Source organism: Anaeromassilibacillus sp. An250 (genome assembly GCF_002159845.1).
GTDB lineage: Bacteria > Bacillota > Clostridia > Oscillospirales > Acutalibacteraceae > Anaeromassilibacillus > Anaeromassilibacillus stercoravium.
This window is the reverse complement of sequence record NZ_NFJK01000003.1, coordinates 118305-138230: the sequence shown is the minus strand read 5'-3', so window position 1 is coordinate 138230 and position 19926 is coordinate 118305. Positions and strand designations below refer to the sequence as shown.

At 51.5% G+C, this 19926-nt stretch carries 18 protein-coding genes; 8 read left to right on the top strand and 10 right to left on the bottom strand.

Annotated elements, in window-relative coordinates; all coding sequences use genetic code 11:
• Nucleotides 1–193: 193 nt before the first annotated feature.
• From asnB to B5F54_RS03710, 6 genes are all read right to left on the bottom strand, one after another.
• Nucleotides 194–2053, bottom strand: a complete 1860-nt coding sequence (gene asnB, locus B5F54_RS03735) for an asparagine synthase (glutamine-hydrolyzing) (RefSeq protein ID WP_087230707.1) — start codon at nt 2051–2053, stop codon at nt 194–196.
• 56 nt (nt 2054–2109) lie between these two features.
• A complete protein-coding gene (locus B5F54_RS03730) occupies nt 2110–2832 on the bottom strand; it encodes an aspartate/glutamate racemase family protein (RefSeq protein WP_087230704.1) in 723 nt (240 codons plus the stop codon).
• The gene (locus tag B5F54_RS03725; RefSeq protein WP_087230701.1) at nt 2829–4055 is read right to left on the bottom strand and encodes a carboxylate--amine ligase; all 1227 of its coding nucleotides are present in this window, start codon (nt 4053–4055) and stop codon (nt 2829–2831) included. The genes B5F54_RS03730 and B5F54_RS03725 overlap by 4 nt, the downstream gene beginning before the upstream one ends.
• 288 nt (nt 4056–4343) lie before the next feature.
• Entirely contained in the window at nt 4344–5102 is a 759-nt protein-coding gene (gene gpmA / locus B5F54_RS03720; RefSeq protein WP_087230698.1) for a 2,3-diphosphoglycerate-dependent phosphoglycerate mutase, read from the bottom strand.
• A gap of 194 nt (nt 5103–5296) precedes the next feature.
• Nucleotides 5297–6814 (bottom strand): sodium:solute symporter family protein, encoded by a 1518-nt coding sequence (locus B5F54_RS03715; protein ID WP_087230695.1) that lies wholly within the window; start codon nt 6812–6814, stop codon nt 5297–5299.
• A 154-nt stretch (nt 6815–6968) separates the two neighbouring features.
• Nucleotides 6969–7445 (bottom strand): SLOG family protein, encoded by a 477-nt coding sequence (locus B5F54_RS03710; RefSeq protein WP_087230692.1) that lies wholly within the window; start codon nt 7443–7445, stop codon nt 6969–6971.
• A gap of 95 nt (nt 7446–7540) precedes the next feature.
• Between B5F54_RS03710 and B5F54_RS03705 the strand changes: the two genes are divergently transcribed.
• Nucleotides 7541–7729: a hypothetical protein gene (locus B5F54_RS03705; RefSeq protein ID WP_087230688.1), complete on the top strand. Its 189-nt coding sequence runs from the start codon at nt 7541–7543 to the stop codon at nt 7727–7729.
• Between the two features lie 266 nt (nt 7730–7995).
• Here B5F54_RS03705 and B5F54_RS03700 read toward each other — a convergent pair whose 3' ends face one another.
• Genes B5F54_RS03700 through B5F54_RS03690 form a run of 3 tightly spaced genes read right to left on the bottom strand, consistent with a single transcriptional unit; the run spans nt 7996 to nt 9925 of the window.
• Entirely contained in the window at nt 7996–8592 is a 597-nt protein-coding gene (locus B5F54_RS03700) for an HD domain-containing protein (RefSeq protein ID WP_087230686.1), read from the bottom strand.
• A gap of 19 nt (nt 8593–8611) precedes the next feature.
• On the bottom strand, nt 8612–9517 hold the full coding sequence (locus B5F54_RS03695) for a CFI-box-CTERM domain-containing protein (protein WP_087230683.1): 906 nt from the start codon (nt 9515–9517) through the stop codon (nt 8612–8614).
• Nucleotides 9518–9544: 27 nt separating this feature from the next.
• A complete protein-coding gene (locus tag B5F54_RS03690; protein WP_087230680.1) occupies nt 9545–9925 on the bottom strand; it encodes a metal-dependent transcriptional regulator in 381 nt (126 codons plus the stop codon).
• 236 nt (nt 9926–10161) lie between these two features.
• Between B5F54_RS03690 and B5F54_RS03685 the strand changes: the two genes are divergently transcribed.
• Nucleotides 10162–11754, top strand: coding sequence for an ABC-F family ATP-binding cassette domain-containing protein (locus tag B5F54_RS03685; protein WP_087230677.1), 1593 nt, complete (start codon nt 10162–10164; stop codon nt 11752–11754).
• Between the two features lie 122 nt (nt 11755–11876).
• Here the strand turns inward: B5F54_RS03685 and B5F54_RS03680 are convergent, their stop codons facing one another.
• A complete protein-coding gene (locus B5F54_RS03680; RefSeq protein ID WP_172749539.1) occupies nt 11877–12701 on the bottom strand; it encodes a Cof-type HAD-IIB family hydrolase in 825 nt (274 codons plus the stop codon).
• A gap of 435 nt (nt 12702–13136) precedes the next feature.
• On the opposite strand from B5F54_RS03680, the gene sigK reads away from it, so the two are divergent.
• The 6 genes from sigK (at nt 13137) to B5F54_RS03650 (ending at nt 19905) form a co-directional block, all read left to right on the top strand.
• Nucleotides 13137–13832 (top strand): RNA polymerase sporulation sigma factor SigK, encoded by a 696-nt coding sequence (gene sigK / locus B5F54_RS03675; RefSeq protein ID WP_087230671.1) that lies wholly within the window; start codon nt 13137–13139, stop codon nt 13830–13832.
• A 359-nt stretch (nt 13833–14191) separates the two neighbouring features.
• A complete protein-coding gene (locus tag B5F54_RS03670) occupies nt 14192–15034 on the top strand; it encodes an AIM24 family protein (RefSeq protein ID WP_087230669.1) in 843 nt (280 codons plus the stop codon).
• A 71-nt stretch (nt 15035–15105) separates the two neighbouring features.
• The gene (locus B5F54_RS03665; protein WP_087230666.1) at nt 15106–17424 is read left to right on the top strand and encodes a YceG family protein; all 2319 of its coding nucleotides are present in this window, start codon (nt 15106–15108) and stop codon (nt 17422–17424) included.
• Nucleotides 17425–17462: 38 nt separating this feature from the next.
• On the top strand, nt 17463–18599 hold the full coding sequence (locus tag B5F54_RS03660; protein ID WP_087230663.1) for a toxic anion resistance protein: 1137 nt from the start codon (nt 17463–17465) through the stop codon (nt 18597–18599).
• A 73-nt stretch (nt 18600–18672) separates the two neighbouring features.
• Entirely contained in the window at nt 18673–19251 is a 579-nt protein-coding gene (locus tag B5F54_RS03655; RefSeq protein ID WP_087230661.1) for a TerD family protein, read from the top strand.
• A 45-nt stretch (nt 19252–19296) separates the two neighbouring features.
• A complete protein-coding gene (locus B5F54_RS03650; RefSeq protein WP_087230658.1) occupies nt 19297–19905 on the top strand; it encodes a TerD family protein in 609 nt (202 codons plus the stop codon).
• Nucleotides 19906–19926 lie beyond the last annotated feature (21 nt).

The window sequence follows — 19926 nt, the reverse complement described above, 5'->3', positions numbered from 1 at the left end:
AAATAAGCAGGAGAAGACCTTTTCCCTGCAAATCACAAATCTCCCACCCTGGCAAAACCCAGGATGGGAGATTTTCTTTCGTAACAGCCAATTGCTTTTCTCTCTGCCCCATAAATCTTTACAAAACAAAAAGGACCTAGGAGAATCAAACAATTCCTAAGCCCTTAGACCTCACCATCATTTCTGACGATTATTACGCGGATTTCTTCACCGCCAACACAAAAAACTGCTCATACCACAGGATAAACGAATAGACGGACCAAATGCGCTGCATATTGGCCGCTTTTCCCGCCTTGTGATCATCCAATAATTTCATGATCGCCTGCTGATTGAAGAATTGCGCCGCAACAGACCCTTCAAACTTTTCTTTAACCATGTTGTAATACTTATCCTGGCGCAGCCAATCGTTTAGCGGAACCGGGAATCCCAGCTTCTTTTTATTGGCTGTGCGCTCCGGCAGCTGTTTGAGCGCTGCACCGCGTAGGGCCACCTTTGTCACATCGCCATGCACACGGTAGCGGGAGGGAATCTGCATCGCCAGCTCCAACATCTTCTTATCCAGGAACGGTACGCGCAGTTCCAGGGAATTTGCCATACTCATGCGGTCTGCCTTTTGCAAAATGTCGAACAGCATCCATGTGTGGATGTCCACATACTGCAATTGCGTCGGCTCATCTAAATCCTTGACCTTGTCAAAATAGGGCTTTGCATAGTCCACCGGGTCCTTCTGATGGTAATCCTTTTTCAGATAGCGGTTCACGTCCCCATACGTAAACACAAAATTGCTGCGCATAAACCGCTGGTACGGCTCCATGCTACCGCGCACAATGAAGTTCTTGCCCTTAAAGTTCGGCATCTTTTTCGCAATGGACGCCGCCGCCCGGCGTAATCCGCGCGGGATTTTCCGATACTTCTCAAAATGCATCCCCGCCAGGTACATCGGGTACCCGCCAAAGAGCTCGTCCGCCCCTTCGCCGGAGAGAACCACCTTCACATACTTCCGGGCGTTCTGCGCCAAGAAGAAGAGCGGCACTTCGGACGGATTCGGCAAGGGTTCGTCCATATAATACTGAATCGCTTGATTCGCCTCAAAAAACTCGTCCGCGCTCACCTTATTGCTGATGTTCTGCACGCCGATGGTCTTGGAAAAATCCTGCGCATACGGCAGCTCGCTGTACTTTTCCTCCTCGTAACCAACGGAAAACGTCTTTACATCCTTCGCAACCTTGGAAACCTCGCGCACGACATAGCTGGAATCCACGCCGCTGGACAAGAAACAGCCGACCTCTACATCGCTGATCTGGTGGGCCTCCACGCTCTTGGTGAATTCCTCGGTGATACGCGCCTCCCAGTCCTCCAGAGATTTGGATTCGTCGATGTGATATTGAATGTCATAATATTTGTGGATGCTGAGCTTGCCGTTCTGGTACTCAAAATAATGCCCGCCCAACAACTTATACACGTTGCGGAACATGGTCTCTTCATCCGGAATATACGAATAACACATGTATTCGGGAAGCCGCTCCTCGTTGAGTTCCGGATGGAAGGCTGGGTGCTCCAAAAAGCTTTTGACCTCCGACCCAAACAGGAAGTCCCCATCCTTTTGGTAGTAGTAAAACGGCTTAATGCCAAAGATGTCCCGCGCGCCGAAGAGCTTCTTTGCCCGGCTGTCCCAGATCACAAAGGCATACATGCCGCGCAGCTTTTGCAGCAGCTCCGCGCCGTATTCCTCATACCCGTGCAGCAGCACCTCCGAATCCGTGGAGGTCTTAAACACATGCCCCTTGGCCAGCAAGTCTTTGCGCAATTCCTGGAAATTGTAGATCTCGCCGTTGAACACCAGGACCTTCGTCCCGTCCTCGTTCAAAATCGGCTGGGAACCGCCCTCCAGGTCGATGATGCTCAACCGGCGGAATCCAAACGCCATATCGTCATCCACATAGTAGTCGTCCTGATCCGGCCCGCGGTGTATAATGCGGTCTGCCATCGCCTTGATGACCGCATTTCGATCCCCGCCGTAACCGTTTGTAAAAAATCCAACGAAGCCGCACATGGGCATAACCTCCTTTTCTATGCATCAATTGTCAAGGGCAGACGTCCAAGCCGCCCCTATGCTCTCGTAATCAACTGTTCGTAAGCCGGACGCAGGGGTTTCCCGCATCGCTTGATGCTCGCCCGCGCCAATACATCCAAGGCATCCAACACGCCGGGGCCCACGGGACGGTCCCGCTTGATAAGCGAAAGCTCCGTACACCCCAGGACAATGCACTCCGCGCCCTGCCTTCGCACAAAATCGGACGCAAGCTGGAACTTTTCCCATTCCAGTGGCCGCCCGGCCTTGTAATCGTCGTAGATCAGACTCATGACGCGTTGCTGATTCGCTTCATCCGGCAAAATGCAGCGGATCCCCTGCTCCGCCAGCGCATCCTGAAACAAAGACGCGCGTACCGTCCCGGTGGTGGCTAGGATGCCCGCCGCTGCCACGCCGTTCTCCTTCAGGTGGGTGGCGGTCTCACGCAAAATATGGATAAAGGGGATTCCCACAGCTGCGGAAAACTCAGAAAACAGCGCATGGGAGGTGATGCAGGGAATGGCGATGCAGCAGGCCCCCAGCTGTTCCAGCGTTTTGGCCGCATCGACAATCGGCGGCAAGGGCGACGGCTTTGTGCGGTCCAAAATATATGCCGTCCGGTCTGGAATCGAGGGACGGTTCAGTACGATCACATCCAGATGCTCCTGGTCGGTCCGCGCATCCGTCATCTCCACGATGCGGCGCAGGAAATAGGCGGTGGCCATTGGCCCCAGTCCCCCGATGACACCCAACGTCTTCATTCGTGCAGCCCCTTATTGCCAAAGCATTTCTTATATTTCTTCCGATAGTTCATCTGGTTGAGGAAGAAGGCCAGTTCATGTTTGAAGTTGCGGTCCGGCTTATACTGCATGGATTGGCAGTATTTTCCCGCCTTGATGAGCGCACGCGCTTTCTCTTTGAGCGCTTCATCGCGCACATATTTGAAAATAACGTCCTTTGGAATGATGCTCCAAAGCACCTCATTGGTGGCAATGGTCAACGGGAGGTCCTTGTGCTCCAAAACGTCCTCCACCAGCCATTTGGCCATATTATATCCGGCGGCAGTCACATAGAAGCTGCTTCTTCCCTGCCGCAGGTTCATCTCAAAGAGCTTATAGCGCCCGTCGCGCGGGTCGAACTTCATATCAAAATTGGCAAATCCGACATAGCCGATGCCCTCCAGGAAATTGCGCATCTGCTCGGAAAGCGCATCGTCGTGCGAGCTGATGATCGCCGCATAGCTGCCGATCCCCTCGGGAGAATGCTCTTCCAACAGCGCGTGGCCCAGGGCAATCAGCTTCACCTTTTTATCCCGCCCGCAATAGCAATTCATCACGCGCATGTTGCTGTCGTCACCGGGGATGTACTCCTGCAAAATCAGGTGATCTTTGTAGGAGGAACCATAGATGGCGTCCAGAATAGCTTCGAATTCCTGGCGGTTATTCGCCACAAAGACCTTTTTCTTATACTGGAAATGGCAGTTCCAATACGCCACCGAATTGCTCGGCTTGATAATCACAGGGAAATCAAAGGGGAGTTCCACACCCTTATAATTCTCGTAAGAACAGGTCGTCGTTTTGGGGAATGCAAATCCATGCTCCTCACAGACCTGGTAGAAGCTCTCTTTGATGCTCAACCGCATCAAAAGCGGCTCGTCGATGCACTCAAAGCGGTAATAGGGGCGCAGCTTGTCCTGGTTGCGCACCAACAGCTTGATATAATTGTCGCCACAGGGCACCAACAAGAGCGTCTTGTTTGGGTAGCGCCCCGCGAAGTCGATCAACGTCTTGCAGAAGACCGCGTCGTCCTCCAAATTGGGTTCCACGCACTCCACGGTGACAATCGCGCTATTGGAGGTCGCGTTTAAGCGCCCCTTCCCCACGGCAATGCTTTTGACGCCGTACGCCTCGTGGAACGACCGCGCCATGCCGTATACATTTACGTCGCTGCCGAGCAACACCGGCAGAAAATCCAACTGGCCCATCAAACATCCTCTTTTCTTCGATGTCGTTTATTATCAAAAGCCCATGTCCGCACGGGCCGGAATGTCTCCATTCTTACAGTATGGCCGCGGGCTCCGCTCCCATACGGGCCCCGCCAATATTTGTATATTATACTATTTTTCCCCAGGAATGACAATAAAAGAATCCAGGAATCCGGCGGGCAAAAACTGTGCAGGTTGCAGGTTTGAAAAGCAAAAGCGGCCCTGCCGTGTGCGGGTTTCCGTTCACGGCAGGGCCAAAGGGATCGAAATGCAAATGTTCTTGTCGATTTACTTGCCGGCCTTCCCCTGGTTTGCCACGCTCTTCATTTTGGCGGCGATGACCGCCGGGTCGCCGAGGTACTCTTTGTGCACAACGGTAAAATCCGGTGCAAATTCATAGACGAGCGGTACGGCGGTCGGGATGTTTACGCCGACGATCTCTTCCTCGGAGAGGTTCTCAAAATATTTGACCAGCGCGCGCAGGGAATTCCCATGCGCGGCAATCACCACGCGTTCGCCCGCTTCGATGCGGGGACGAATCTCCTGCTCAAAATAGGGGATCACACGCGCGATGGTGTCCTTCAGGCTCTCGGTCAGGGGGAGCTGACGCGGGTCGACTTTGCGGTACTGCGCGTGGCCGCGCGGGTTGCGCTCGTCGCTCTCCTTCAAGGCGGGCGGCTGGATGTCGAAGGAGCGGCGCCAGATTTTCACCTGGTCCTCCCCGTATTTCTGCGCCGTCTCAGATTTGTTCAATCCTTGCAACGCCCCATAATGGCGCTCGTTGAGCTTCCAGCTCTTGACCACCGGCAACCACTCGCGGTCCATCTGCTCCAGGGTGAGATTCAGTGTATGGATGGCACGCTTTAAATAGGAGGTATAACAAATATCAAAATCGTATCCGGCTTCTTTGAGGGTCTTTCCCGCCTGTTCCGCCTCCTGCCGGCCGGTTTCGGAAAGGCCGACGTCTGTCCAGCCGGTAAACAAATTCAATTTGTTCCACTCGCTCTCGCCATGGCGGATCAAAACCAGTTTTCTATTTTCGCTCAATTCGATCACTCCTTTATTTTCGTTAGCATATGCTAACTATGTTGATTTCTATTATATACCATTTTTATCCATATTGCAAGGCGTCCTTTCCCCAGGGATTCTATTCCACAATATATCCAATATTTCCAAGGTCTATGCATGAAAAAACCGCGCCCCAAGAAAATGGAGCGCGGTCAGATCCGCTCATGCAAATTTTATTTTACATATCCATGTGCGGCACGCCATTCTTCCGCCGTACCGGTATAGAAAAAGTCATTCCGCTCGCCGCTCTTCCACCCCATCTTGGAAGCGATTTTACTCACCACGACGCAGAGGATGGGCGAAAGAATCATGGCCAAACACGCATAGATCGGGCCGTCCGGCGTGGTAAAGCCGGAGATCGCCACCGGGACAAAGGCCGTCAGGAAACCGCCCAACATGCCTGCCCATGCGCCCGCGCGGTTGATGCCCTTCCAATACAGGGCGATGGCATACGGCGCCAGGAATGCGCCGGAGATGATTCCCCAGGAATAGGACATCATTTCCAAAATCGGCGTGGGATAATTCGCAACCACATAGGAACCGATGACAAATATCAGGCAAAGTATGCGCGTGAACATTGCAGCATGCGAATCGCTCATCTTTGGCTTGATCTTCCCTTTCACCAAATCCATGGCGACCGTGGAGCAGGCCGTCAGCGTAATGCTGGAGAGCGTCGAAACCGAAGCTGAGATTAAGAGGACCAGCACAATGCCGATCAGGATATTGGACAGCCCCGCCATGTTCAGCATATTGGGGATGATGTAATCCTTGCCACCCTCCGGCAGGGTATCGCCGAAGAAGAGGTGGGAAAAGGACCCAATAAAATAGCCGCCGCCCGCCACCAGCAAAGCAAAGAAGGTGGAAATCACCGTGCCGCGCTTGACCTCCCGGTCATCCCGGATGCCGTAATACTTATGAACCATCTGCGGCAATCCCCAGGTGCCGAAGCTGGTCATGAGAATCGTCGCCACAAGGGACAAGGCCGTCTGCGACGACATCGGCGACATGCCGCTTTCCTTCATATAATCGCTCATACGCCGGACGCCTTCTGTAAGGCCGCCCACCTGCGGACAAATGACAACCATCACCACCAGTGCAGCCACGCCGAACATCATCACAATGCCCTGCACAAAATCGGCCTTCAAGGTGGCCATATAGCCGCCCAGCACCAACACCACCGCGGATGCCACCGCGATCATAATCATGCAGACCCGTTCGTCGATGTTCAGCAAAATGGAGCATACGCTGGTTAGGCCCTTATAGACGGACGCCGAATAGGGCAGCAGGAAAATGAAGATCACAATGCAAGAGAAAATCTTCATGCCGTTGCTCTGATACCGCATTTCAAAGAGCTGGGGCATGGATTTGATTTTGAGACGCCGCGTGACCTCTCGGGTGCGCCCTGCCAACACCATCCACGCCAAGAGGGAACCAAACACCGCATTTCCGATTCCCACCAGTGTGGCATATAACCCGTAGCTCCAGCCGGAGCCTCCGGAATACCCGATAAACATAACGGCGGAAAAATACGCCGTTCCGTAGGACAGCGCGGAAATCCACGCGCCTGCATTGCGCCCGCCGACGGTGAAACTCGCCATTCCGCCGCTGTTTTTGGAGTTTACCACGCCAATGACCACCATAAAGATGGCATAGATGGCGATGACAATCCAAATGGTTGCCTCTTTGCTCATAATTGTTCCCCCTAAGCTACTTTTTCGATTTAAACCTTCGATGCTTTGACTTGATAAATTATCGCTATTCTATCAAAAAGTCCAACGAAAGGCAATTGATTTTTTGCACAAAATATAGAAGGTTTCTTCGGGAAACGTGGTGAAAGAAGGAACTTTAAAGAATAAACTGCGCCAAATTCATAACCGGAATGCCTTTTTTCTGACAATACGTTACCGTATATTTTGTTCCACCTTTTGGGTAAACCAGGTAGGAAAGGCAAACATCGCTGTGGTCGACCATATAGTGATTTCTCTTTTGCATACAGCCGCGAAAATAGTGATCCGAAATGTATAGAATTTCGTCGGCATTCTTCTCAATAAGGCGTTGATAATTGGATCGGATTTCTTCCTTCCATACTTGGTCGTGACCTTTATATGGCAATGCCAAAATCAATCGAATCTGTGGATATTGTTCACGCGCTTTTAAAACCGCCTGTTCCGCCAAAAAGTCAAATCCTAGCGCTCCCCCTGCGTAGAAATGGACGATTCCCTCCGCAATGAAAGCTTCTATTTGCCTGGCCAATGGCCCTTGAATGGCATTTACAGCTTCCCTTGGTAAATCTCTATGTCCGGTAAAACAACAGCTTTTCATATTCTTCCTCCAAATTGTATTCGTTTTTGTAATCGTTTTTCAATTCTATTCATACTATAGAATATAGAATACAATTTTTCAAGAGGTGAGGTGAAATGTCCAAATTCATTCCAAAGCCATATAAAAAAGAGCCGATTACCATTCGAATGAGTTCTGAGAAGATCGAACAAATTGACCGCCTATCTGCGGAATTCAACTTAAGCCGCAGCGCTTTTATCAATCAATGTATTGACTATGCAATGGAACACATGTCACCACCAAACCAAAAGGATTCTAAGGAATAAATGTTTATTACAATGTGAGATATTTCGTATGTTTCAGATCAATAAGCAATTTAAAAGCGCAAATGTTCCGCGAACTATCCGCTTCACGGAATCCTTATTTGCCGACCTGAATAAAGTTGCTCAGGAAAATCACATTTCTTAAAATTCTTTGGTGCTCCAATGTTGCAAATATACATTGGACAGCCTCTTTTCTTCCTCAGAAGGATCACTATAAATGCAAAAAGCGGCGCTATCCGAACGTTCAGATAGCGCCGCTTTTATCATGATCATTCTTTTTCCAAATAGCCTTTTTCGATGCTCTCCTGAATCATCTTGTCTACAAACGGCCAAACCTCCGGGAGCGCCACACGGATGGGGTCCATCCGCTCATACACCTGCGCGCTCTTTACGCCGCCCAATCCCCAGGTGTGCCCCTGGGTCAGGTAGTTGTTCAAAAAGGGCTGCAAGCGGTCAATGGCCGCCGCATATTGGGCGTCCGGCGTCTCCATTGCGTCAAACTCTTCCCATAGCGCCCGAATCTCCGCTGCCTGGTCCTCCGGCAACAGTGCAAAGAGCTTATCCGCCGCTTCGGTCTCCCTCTGCCGTTTGTCCTGGTTTCCCTGCACATCGTAAGCAAAGGTATCGCCCGCGTAAATCTCAATCAAATCGTGCACCAACGCCATGCGGATGACGCGCGCGCAGTCGACCTTTTCCGGGTCCGCATATTCCGCCAGCAGCATGGCCATCAAAGCAAAATGCCAGGAATGCTCGGCATCCGATTCCCGCCGCGTCTTGTCGATCAAGATGGTCCGGCGGTAGACGCTCTTCATCTTGTCCACCTCTACCAGAAAGCGCATTTGCTGTTCCAGCCGATTGACGTCCATCTATCTTTCCTCGCTTTCTTTATGCCGGAAGGAACTCCTGCTCCAACCGCAGCACCATTTCCTCATAGGTACGCGCACATGCCTCCGGTTTTCCGGCCTCCAAATCCTTGAGGCATGACTGCAAATACTCCTGCCAGATTCGCTGGTAGACCGCCCCGCGGTCCGCCCGGCGGTCAATTTTTTGCACCAGCATTGGCGCGTATAAGTAATATTCCTGAATCTTCCGCTCTCCGCCCGGCGCCTTTGCAAGCCAATCGTCCCGGAATTTGCGGAAGGTGGTGAGCTCGTAGCAATCGTCCGCCTTTCCCTGGAATTCACAGACGGCCGTGGTGATAAAACATAGCCTTTGACGGAATCCATGGCGGATCTCATCGTAGCGCGCCTTTCCTAATGGCTTTTTGGGATACTGCTTATTCCATTTTTCCAGGAATTGATCGGCCAGGGCCTCCGTCGCCGCGTGCCCCTGCTCCAAAATCGCGGGGATTAAAAAAGCGACAACCGTATACCGGTAGTCAAAAAAGGTTGTATCGTTCTCTTTTACTTGCAGCTTCTGGAACAGCTCCAAAAAGCGCTCCATTAGGAACAGGCTGTATTCTTCTGCCGCGCGTTGCGCTGTACTCGCCTCCGCCGCAACACAGAACGCGCGCAAGGCTGGCGCCAGCTTTTCCACATACGCCTGGAACGCCTCCGGATACCCGTGGTTGTTCACCGCTTGGATATTGGCTTTGTAAGCCACCACGTCGTCCTTCATCAATTCCTTTGCCGTATGCAGCAGCGCGCGATAGGAATCTGTATCCCCCTGCGCATGCAGCACCTCCTGCACATCGATCGGCTTTGCGCAATACATGCACACCACCTGCTGTGCATCGTCTGGCAGCTGAAGCTCCTTGCCGCAGTGGGGACATTGGGCAGAAATAAATTGCATTCGGTAACACCTCTTTGTGAAACGAAATCACGAATTTGATCCGTGATCCTTTATATATTCCTTGATTTTGTCAAAGCTTTCCTGGCTGATCACATGCTCAATCCGGCAAGCATCCTGGACGGCGGTCTCCGGATCGACTCCCAGAACCTTGCGAAAGAAATCGGATAACACGGTGTGGCGCTCATAAACGGCGCTGGCCCGCGCAAAACCGCTCTCTGTCAGGACAATATTCCCGCTCTTTTCCATCACAATTAGCCCCGCCTTGCGCAGGATGCTCATCGCGCGGCTGACGCTCGCCTTTGTAAAGGAGAGCTCATTGGCAATATCCACAGAGCGCACATAACCGTTTCGATTTTTTAATATCAGAATGGTTTCCAAATAGTTTTCGCCTGACTCCTGAATCTTCATGGGACCCCTCCTGTGCTGATGTGGGTTTGTATTCTTATGATTATAGCAGTTTTCCTTAAAAATGACAAGGAATTTCCCATTCCTTTATTGTTTTCATCCATAGGTGCTTTTTCCCTTTTATGATAGAATAGAGTGGCATTTGCACAAGAGGTTTTTTCGCCTCGTCTTTCCAAAATGTATATTGATAAATAAAAAATACAATATGTTTTACGATTTTCAATGAAGGAGCAAAGCCAATGATTACCGTTTCCGATCTTGGCCTCAGTTTTAGCGGCCAGAACCTATTTTCCCATGTCAATCTTCTGTTCACGGCGGGCAACTGCTACGGCGTCATCGGCGCGAACGGAGCCGGAAAATCCACGTTTTTAAAGATTCTCTCCGGCGAGCTGGAGCCCACCAAGGGCGAGGTCATCATCGACCCCAAGCTGCGCATGTCCGTTTTGAAGCAGGACCACCATGCATATGACGCATACACCGTATTTGAAACCATCTTGATGGGCAATCCGCGCCTATATGAGGTTTTAAAACAGAAGGACGCGCTCTATGCAAAAGAGGACTTCTCCGATGCGGACGGCGACCTGGCCGCCGAATTGGAGGCGGAATTTGCAGAGCTAAACGGCTGGGAGGCCGAAACAGAGGCCGGAAAGCTCTTACAGGGCTTGGGATTGGACAACATGTTGCTGTATTCCCAGATGGACTCCCTGCCTGGCAACGAAAAGGTGAAGGTATTGCTGGCACAATCGCTGTTTGGCCATCCGGACATCATCCTTCTGGACGAACCGACAAACGACCTCGACGTGCGGTCCATCGCCTGGCTGGAGGATTTTCTCGCGGATTACGAGGGCACGGTGATCGTCGTGTCCCATGACCGCCATTTCCTGAACAATGTCTGCACCCATATTGTCGACATCGATTACAACAAAATCAAGCTCTATGTGGGTAACTACGACTTCTGGTATGAATCCAGCCAGCTGATGCAGCGCGTGATGCGCGACCAGAACAAAAAGGCGGAGGAAAAGATCAAGGAACTCCAATCGTTTATCCAGCGTTTCTCCGCCAACAAGAGCAAATCCAAGCAGGCGACCTCCCGCAAAAAGCTGCTGGAAAAGATCACCGTGGAGGAAATGCCCGCCTCGAGCCGCCGGTACCCGTTTGTCGGCTTTACGATGGACCGCGAACCGGGCAAGGAAATTTTGGAGGTGGAAAACCTCTCCAAAACGGTTGACGGCGTCAAGGTGCTCAACAACGTCAGTTTCCGTGTCAACAAGGGCGATAAGATCGCCTTCCTCGCCAAAAATGATATTGTCACCACGACGCTGTTCAAGATTTTGATGGAAGAACTGGAAGCCGACGAGGGACGCTTCAAATGGGGCGTATCCACCACCCAATCGTACTTCCCACAGGACAACTCCGCATACTTCAACGGCTGTGATCTGAGCATCATCAAATGGCTGGAACAGTACGCGCAGGACACCACGGAAACGTATCTGCGCAGTTTCCTCGGCAAGATGCTCTTCTCCGGCGACGACGTGCAAAAACCGGTCAACGTGCTCTCCGGCGGCGAAAAAGTGCGCTGCATGTTGTCCCGGATGATGATGTTCGGTTCCAACGTCCTGGTTGTGGACCAGCCCACCAACCACCTCGATCTGGAATCCATCACCGCTGTGAACAATGGCTTGATCGCCTTTAAGGGGATTGTCCTCTTTGCTTCGCACGACCACCAATTCATCCAGACGGTCGCCAACCGGATTATTGAGATCACGGACGACGGCATCATCGACCGCCTCGGCACCTACGACGAATATTTGGAATCCATGAACCGGATGTAAAAACGTTTCTGCCTGCCGGAAAAAATGGCTGCGCCTTTGCAGCCTGAATCTTTCAAAAAGGACGCGCCCTTCCCCATCATTTGGATGAGAAAGGGCGCGTCCTTTTATATAGATAAAGAGCCTTATAAAACAAACTGTTCGATTGCGCGTGCCACACCGTCCTGTTCGTTGGAAGCCGTACGGTATTTGGCCGCTGCCTTTGCCTCCGGCGTCCCGTTCTCCATGGCGACGGAGCACCCGGCATACCGCAACATTTCAACGTCGTTGCCGCTGTCCCCTACAGCCATCACATTCTCCGGGGGAATCTGCAACCGTTGGCAAAGATGATGCAGCGCATCCCCTTTGCTCGCCCCGTCGCGGTTTAGTTCGATATTGCTTCCAGCCGAAGATACCACCGTGACGCCCGGCATCGCCTCAAACTGCTTCCACAGCTTTTCACGCAATCCCGACTCCACATGGGCCAGATTCAGCTTTTCCACACCCTCCGGATGCTCCTCCAACAGCGTCTGGAAGCTGTCCAGCTCGATCTGCGTCTTGCGAATATTCTCAATAAATTCCACCGCAAATGGGAGGTCAACCACCCTGGCAAGGGAACGCTTTTCCGCATAGATGTTCCCCCCGCAGTAGATCTGGGTCAATAGGCCGTAAGGTTCCAAAATCTGAAGAATCTGCCGGACGGTCTCTGCGGGGATTGGATTCGAATAAATCACGCGATTTTCCACCCGATCCCATACGGACGCCCCATTGGAATTGATCACATAGCGGATGCCGTCCAACTCATAAAAGACCTTTGGCAGCATAGCCGCCACCCGCCCTGTGGCGGGTACAACGGTGACCCCCTTCGCAAGCGCCTGCTCAATGGAGCGCCGCACGGCAGGCGTGACGGTCAGATGGTCGTCCAACAAAACGGTCCCATCCATATCGAGCGCAACCAATTGGATTCCCATTGGTGATTCCCCCTTAAACCGGAAATGTATCCATCTGCATGGTATAGACGATATACCATGCAGATCGTATCTTGGACTGCACATTTCATCATACCCGAGGATCGAAAAGCCCTTCCAAAATTAGCATTCTCACCGGGGCAGAATCAAATGCAGCGTACAATTTCTTCTTTGCAATATAAAAAGTATAAACAAAATTCCTGCGGACTTAATTGCAAAGGGAAAAATTCTAGAGAATGCAGCCGCCAGAGTTTTTCTTTTTGGATTCTAAAAAACTGTGCAGTCTTACCATGGTGGTTTCCAGCCCACTGAAAAATAGGAATGCGCCCCAAAGAAAGGCAAGGGACTTGCAACAAACAAGCACCCCCGCCATAAGATAGTTAGAAGAACCGGACGGCAGGAAAGCCGTCCAAATTTTATCTGGATTGGGGCGATTCTATGCTGACAGCTCTGCTCTCCTGCGCGCTTTCCGGCCTGATTTTTTTCATTCTGCATGTCACAGGCGCTGGCTCTTTCCCCAGGCCCCTAACCGCGGAGGAAGAACGCAACTGCCTCGAACGCCTCAAAAATGGGGACCGGCACGCGCGCGACGAATTGATCGAACACAATCTCCGGTTGGTCGCGCATATCGTCAAAAAATACTATTCCAACACAAGCGACCAGGACGATTTGATCTCCATTGGGACCATTGGGCTGATTAAAGCAGTCAACACGTTCGACCATACGAAGGGTATCCGCCTTTCCAGTTATGCGGCGCGGTGTATTGAAAATGAGGTCCTGATGTATTTTCGCGCCGCAAAAAAGAGCGCGCAGGACATTTCCATGAACGAGCCGATCGACACGGATAAAGATGGAAACGCCCTGACCCTGATGGATGTAATGTCCACAGAAGATAACATTGTCGATAATCTCGATTGTAAAGTTAAATCGGAACAACTCAAACGTTATATCGCACAAGTGCTTACTCCACGGGAACGCCTCATCATTGAACTGCGTTATGGGCTGAACAATGACCATCCGCTCACGCAGCGAGAGGTCGCTGCGCGCTTAAAAATTTCACGCTCTTATGTATCCCGCATCGAGAAAAAGGCCTTACAGCTATTGAAAAGGCAGTTTGACAAACCCAGGCGATAAAAAAGAAAACCGGTCGCTTTCTCCGTTTCCCCGTCCTTACAATGGACGGGGACTTTTTTATAAAATATTCTATGTCGAACTCGGTCAAACCGTTTCCAATATTTTACAAATTTCTTAAATATGAAAATTAACAACGAATTTATTGAATTCCTATCTTCGACATAGTATAATAGAATCTGTATATTTTTAGCGTATTCCTTGTTTAAATTGTTAAATTTTTGCAGAGGATTTCCTTGTACATTGCCAACGGCTAGCAGAAAAAAACTGGAACCCCTTTCAAAGGGATACCATCTGGGGAAGGATTGTTCACAGGAAGAGGCAAAGGGAATCCGATCGAACAGGAAAGGCGGATTTCTGACATGTATAGTGCAATAGGAACCCGAGAAAACATAAAAATTATCGACTCCGCAGAATATGGCGGTGTAAAAATCGACGTGATGGAATACCAACATCTGTTGGGTTCTACCAATACCAGCGCGGCAATGGATCTCTATTTCATGGAAAAGCAGAATATTCGCGCCCGGCAGGTTGCAGTATATGTCTCCAACGATATGGTAACGGTCGAACCCGGCGCAATGAGCTATTTCCGCGGCCCTTTGGAAATGGTTTCGGGGGTGACCGCCGGCAACGCTTTGGGGCGTCTTTTTTCCGGCGCTGTCACCGGAGAAGCCGTTGCCCAGCCGGAATACCGCGGCAGCGGAATGCTGGTACTGGAACCCTCTTTCAACCATTTTCTGCTTCTTCAGTTGGATAATGAAGAGATCATTGTGGATAAGGGCATGTTTTACTGCGCGCAGGGCAGTGTTGCCGTCAAACCCGTTATGCAGAGGAGCATTTCTTCGGCTCTGGGCGGTGGAGAGGGGCTTTTCCAGATCTCCCTTGCTGGCACCGGGCTGGTGGTATTGGAATCCCCTGTTCCGTCCTGCGAAATCGACGTCATCGAACTTCAAAATGATACTTTAAAGGTGGACGGCAATTTTGCCATTCTCCGCACAGCGTCCCTGCAATTTACGGTAGAACGTTCCGCAAAGTCGCTGATCGGTTCGGCGGTCAGCGGAGAAGGCTTGGTAAATGTATACCGGGGGACGGGAAGCGTTTGGCTGGCGCCCACCATTAAAATTTATAATACGATTAACTTCGCCCGCTCCTACGGGAACCCCAGCACGAAATCCATGAATATGAACACCAGCAACAGCCGCTAACGGATTTCTATAGGCGGCTCTATGTGCCGCTTGGCCTTCGTGCATAAACTCAGCGATTGGAGCATGGATCTATGACCGGCAATACTTCTCAATTGGAGGATTGTCTTCTGCCGTTAAGCCGCCGGACGCCCCCTTCCCCTAGGTTCTTCCGTGTGATCGGCTACGACCAGCAGGGAAAAATCCTCAATGATTTAAACAAAATAGGTGCATTGGCGCGAGACGGAGGCGCTTACCTTCAAAACGGCCTTGCAAACCCCGTAGAACCGGAAATCCAGCGTTTTTTTCGGGAGGTCGGGGAGCAATTTACCCTGACGGCCGCCCTTGTTGCCCGTCACTTGACGGTGTGGCTGGGCCAGCTTCGTCCCGTCCAGCGGACGACGCTTGATGCCGCTATGACAGAAATTTTGGATATTTTAAAGGGACAGGGCGCGAACGACAACATCTGTAGGAATGCGTATATCAAATTTATGTGTTGGCTCCGCGGGCCGCTCGGCGGAATTCTCAAGGGGCTTGGGCAAGATACACCCCCAAAGGTCCTGTATGAGGGAGAGATCGGCCGGTATGAGCTGCTGTTTCTCCAGCTGCTCTACCGCTCCGGATGCGATGTCGTATATGTAAACTATTGCTCTGAGGATTCCTATACAAAAGCTGCCAGAGGCGGCACATACGGGCATCCTATTTACGGGGAGGTCCGCACGCCCCCCGCGGTCCCGCCTACCAGCAAAAGCGCCTCTGCATCGGTTCCAAAGGCTGTCGTTCCCACCCCTACGGTTCCAGCGCGACAGCCGGACGCTTCTTCCCTCGTTCCTCCTCCTTGGCAGGGTGTCGAGGAAGTGGTGCTGGTCAACCGTTGGATGGGTGGCGCTTCCTTCTGGGACGCTGTTTTCCTGCCCTGCGCACAGCGGGAAACAGGAAAGTTTTGTTCTCTATTTTCCGCCTGCTTTGGGGGCAACGACCGGGCGGAATACCGTAACCAGCTTTATCATCTGAAACGGACGCTGGACGCCTCCCCCAAAAAAGGGCTTTTAATGGAAGGAAAGATCCCTGCCCCTACGAACAACGAGGCGGCTCCCTTTCGGGCCTTGGATAAACATTTGCCGCGCCCGTTGTTAATCCGCACATTGGCGGAGAAAATCGTCCCATCCTGTGGAAAAGTCCCTGTTTTGCTGGCGCAGCGTGCGTTTTCCCTGGTGATGGAACAGTATGCGGAAAAAGACGCCGTCCGGTTTCTCAATTATGGCGTGCGGCTTGCCTGCTGGCTGAAGCGGTATGTGGAGCTTTTCTTTGAGCAATACCGCTCGGAACATGAACCTGCGCTGGTCTATTATGGCCCGGCTACAGAGGCGGAGATCTCCCTGCTCTGGGCATTGGCACACGCCGGCGTGGACGTCCTCTATTTTTCTCCGGCGCTGTTAGGACAAGAACCCTTTGAAAAGCACTTTTTGCCGCATGACTGGCAGACAACGGTATATGAACAGGATCTCCCCATGGAACCCTTCCCCCAGCGCGAAGAGCGGGTGCGCGCCAGTACTACTGCCTATAATGCATCGCGGGAGCTCGACCAGCTTTTGTATAGCGATACCGGGATGTTCCGCGACCGGCAATTTACCCGTTCCCAGCCGGTGACCTTGAAAACCACCTACGACGAAGTAGGACAGCTCTGGCGCGAGGAGGCGCAATACCGCCCTTCCTTCCGGACCGAGGACGGAATTGTCTATGTACCGAACCTGTTTTCCAAGATCAGCGGGGTGGACAAGGGCGACCAAAAACTGTATTGGGACCGCATCCGCGAAATGGTGACGGAGGACACCTACCTTGTCACAACGGTCCCCTTCCTTCATGTAAACGGGCCCTCTTTCAGCACGCCCCAGGCCCGGTCGTTTATCCACGACGGGCGTTTAGACCCAAATGCCTTGAAAAGCTCCCGGTTCTACCGCTACGATTACCTCCCGGACGATACCCAGGATTATATTCTCGAAAAGATACAGGCGCTGATCGACTACGACTTAATTGTCAACGGCGGGCCGGATGTGGCGGCCTCTATGTTGTCGGTTCTGATGAACTTGGATAAGGAGCTTCTCCGGCTGCTGCAAAATTTCGACTTTACGAAAAGCATCCCGAAATTCCTGGTGGTCGATGTGACAGAAAAGGTGTTTACCCTTGAAGAATGTATTCTCTTGGCATTTTTGAACCTCGTTGGGTTTGATATCGCCATCTTTACCCCTACAGGGTACCGGAATGTTGAAAAATATCTGCACCCGGACAGCTTCGATACGCTGGTGGTCGGAGAATTTGCATTTGACCTTACCATCCCCGATCTGCGGACCAAACGGGCCGCCAGCTCCGGTGGCTGGTTGGGACGGCTGTTCGGAAGCAACCACAATGGATAATTCCACTTGATAAACGATTACAATAAGGAGGATGTTCAATGGCCTTACAGTACACGCCCCGACGTGGGGAGACCGTCCAGGCATCGCCCTCCTCCCCGGCGGTGGAGGAACCGAAACCCTATGACGTTGCCTTGCAGAGGAAGGAAATGACCCAGACCTTGGTTGGGTCCAAGGAAGTAGACGACCTGGTCAGCCAGATCGTTGTGGACGACCCGCAGACGATTGTCTCGTTTGGCAGCGAAGTGGCTAACGAGATTGCAAAATGTTCCGATACCATTTTGAATAGCATCAATATGAGCCAGATCAACGACTCCGGCGAGATGCTCAATGCCCTTGGCAACATTATGGACAAGTTCGACATCGAAGAGATCGCCGCAGATGAAAAGAAAGGCTTCTTCTCCAAACTGTTTAATAACCTTCAAAAGCAGTTGGAACAGATCTTGGCCAAATACCACACGATGGGCGAGGAAGTCGATCGGATCTATATCCAGCTCAAAAAATATGAGGTGGAAATCGGGGAGTCTAACAAAAAGCTGCAAACCATCTTCGACGCCAACGTGGGGTTTTATCAGGATCTTGTCAAATATATTTTGGCCGGCGAACAGGGGTTGCAGGAAATGGATACGTATCTGACGCAGATGCAGGATGACCTTAGCAACCATCCCGACGACGCCATGCTGCAATTGGACTACAATGCGATGCAACAGGCGCGGACTATTTTGGATCAGCGCGTCCAGGACCTCCGCATAGCGGAGAATGTGGCGATGCAGTCCATCCCCATGATTCAGTCCATGCAGTTCAGCAATTTGAATTTGATCCGTAAGATCAATTCTGCTTTTATCATCACCCTGCCCGTCTTTAAACAGGCGTTGACGCAGGCGGTTCTGCTCAAGCGCCAGAAGATCCAGGCACAGGCGATGCAGGCGTTGGACGACCGCACCAACGAGATGCTGCTCAAAAATGCCCGGAATACGGCGGAGCAGACCAAGCTGACGGCACAGCTGGCCTCTTCCAGCTCCATCAAGGTGGAAACCCTGGAAAAGACCTGGCAGACCATTGTAAACGGTATTGAAGAAACCCGGCGCATCCAGGAAGATGCCAGCGCAAAGCGAATCGCGGATGCCGCTAAGCTGGACGCCCTCAAGCAGGATTTCCAGGCCCGGGTGCATGTGTAAATGGATTCCCCTCCGTTATGCGGAGAGATCATACATTTGAGGATATATGTGCTATCGAAAAGGAGTGTAAACAATGCCAATCAATCTTTCAAAAGGACAAAAAGTGGATCTGACCAAGGGCAACGCTGGTCTGGATTCCATCCTGGCCGGGCTTGGCTGGGACACCAATAAATATGACGGCGGCCATGAATTTGATCTGGATGTATCCGTGTTCATGACGGGCGACAGTGGAAAAGTGGAAACCGAATCCAATTTTATTTTCTATAACAACCCACAGGATGCCGCTGGCAGCGTGGTCTATTCCGGTGACAACCGTACCGGCGCAGGCGAAGGCGATGATGAATCCGTAAAGATCACTTTGAGCAAGGTCCCTGCCAATGTGCAGAAGATTTCTTTCACGGTCACCATCCACGAGGCCGACGCACGTGGACAAAATTTTGGCCAGGTATCTAACGCCTATATCCGCATTGTTGACACCGCAAAGAACGAAGAGCTGCTGCGCTATGACCTTGGCGAGGATTATTCCATTGAAACGGCAATTGTAGTCGCTGAGATCTACCGCCACAATGGGGAATGGAAGTTCGCCGCGGTCGGCTCCGGTTTCCAGGGCGGCCTGGAGGCTCTGTGCCGCAATTTTGGTTTGAATGTTTAATCGATTTTCGTTCAATGATACTTTAAGAAAGCAGGTGTAAATCCTATGGCGATTTCCCTACAAAAAGGACAAAAAATTGATCTGCAAAAGAAGGACGGCTCCCAGCTTACCAATATCTTGGTCGGCTTAGGCTGGAAAGAGGTCCAACAAAAGGGCGGTCTTATGGGGCTATTTAAGCAGAAAGCCGATGTGGACATTGATGCATCCGTCATTATGCTGAACGCCAATGGGAAGATCCCCACAAAAGAAGAGGTTATCTTCTTCAACCACAAGGATCATCCGTCTGGTTGCGTCCACCACTGCGGCGACAACCTGGTAGGCGGCAAAATGGGCGGCATGGACGACTCCGAGCAGATTCTGGTGGATCTGACCCGTGTCCCGCAGAACATCGACCGCATCGTGTTCGTTGTGAATATCTACAACTGTGTCCAGCGGAAACAGCACTTTGGCATGGTTGAAAATGCTTACATCCGCATTGTGGACAAGGGCGCCGGCGAAACCATCGCCAGCTACAATTTGACGGAAGATTACTCTGGAAAGACATCCATGGTTGTAGGCGAAATCTATCGCCGCGGGGATGGCTGGAAGTTTAATGCAATCGGCCAGCCCGGATATGACCCCGGAATTGCCGATCTGGTAAACCGTTACTGCTAATGATCGAAACCGTATGGAAAA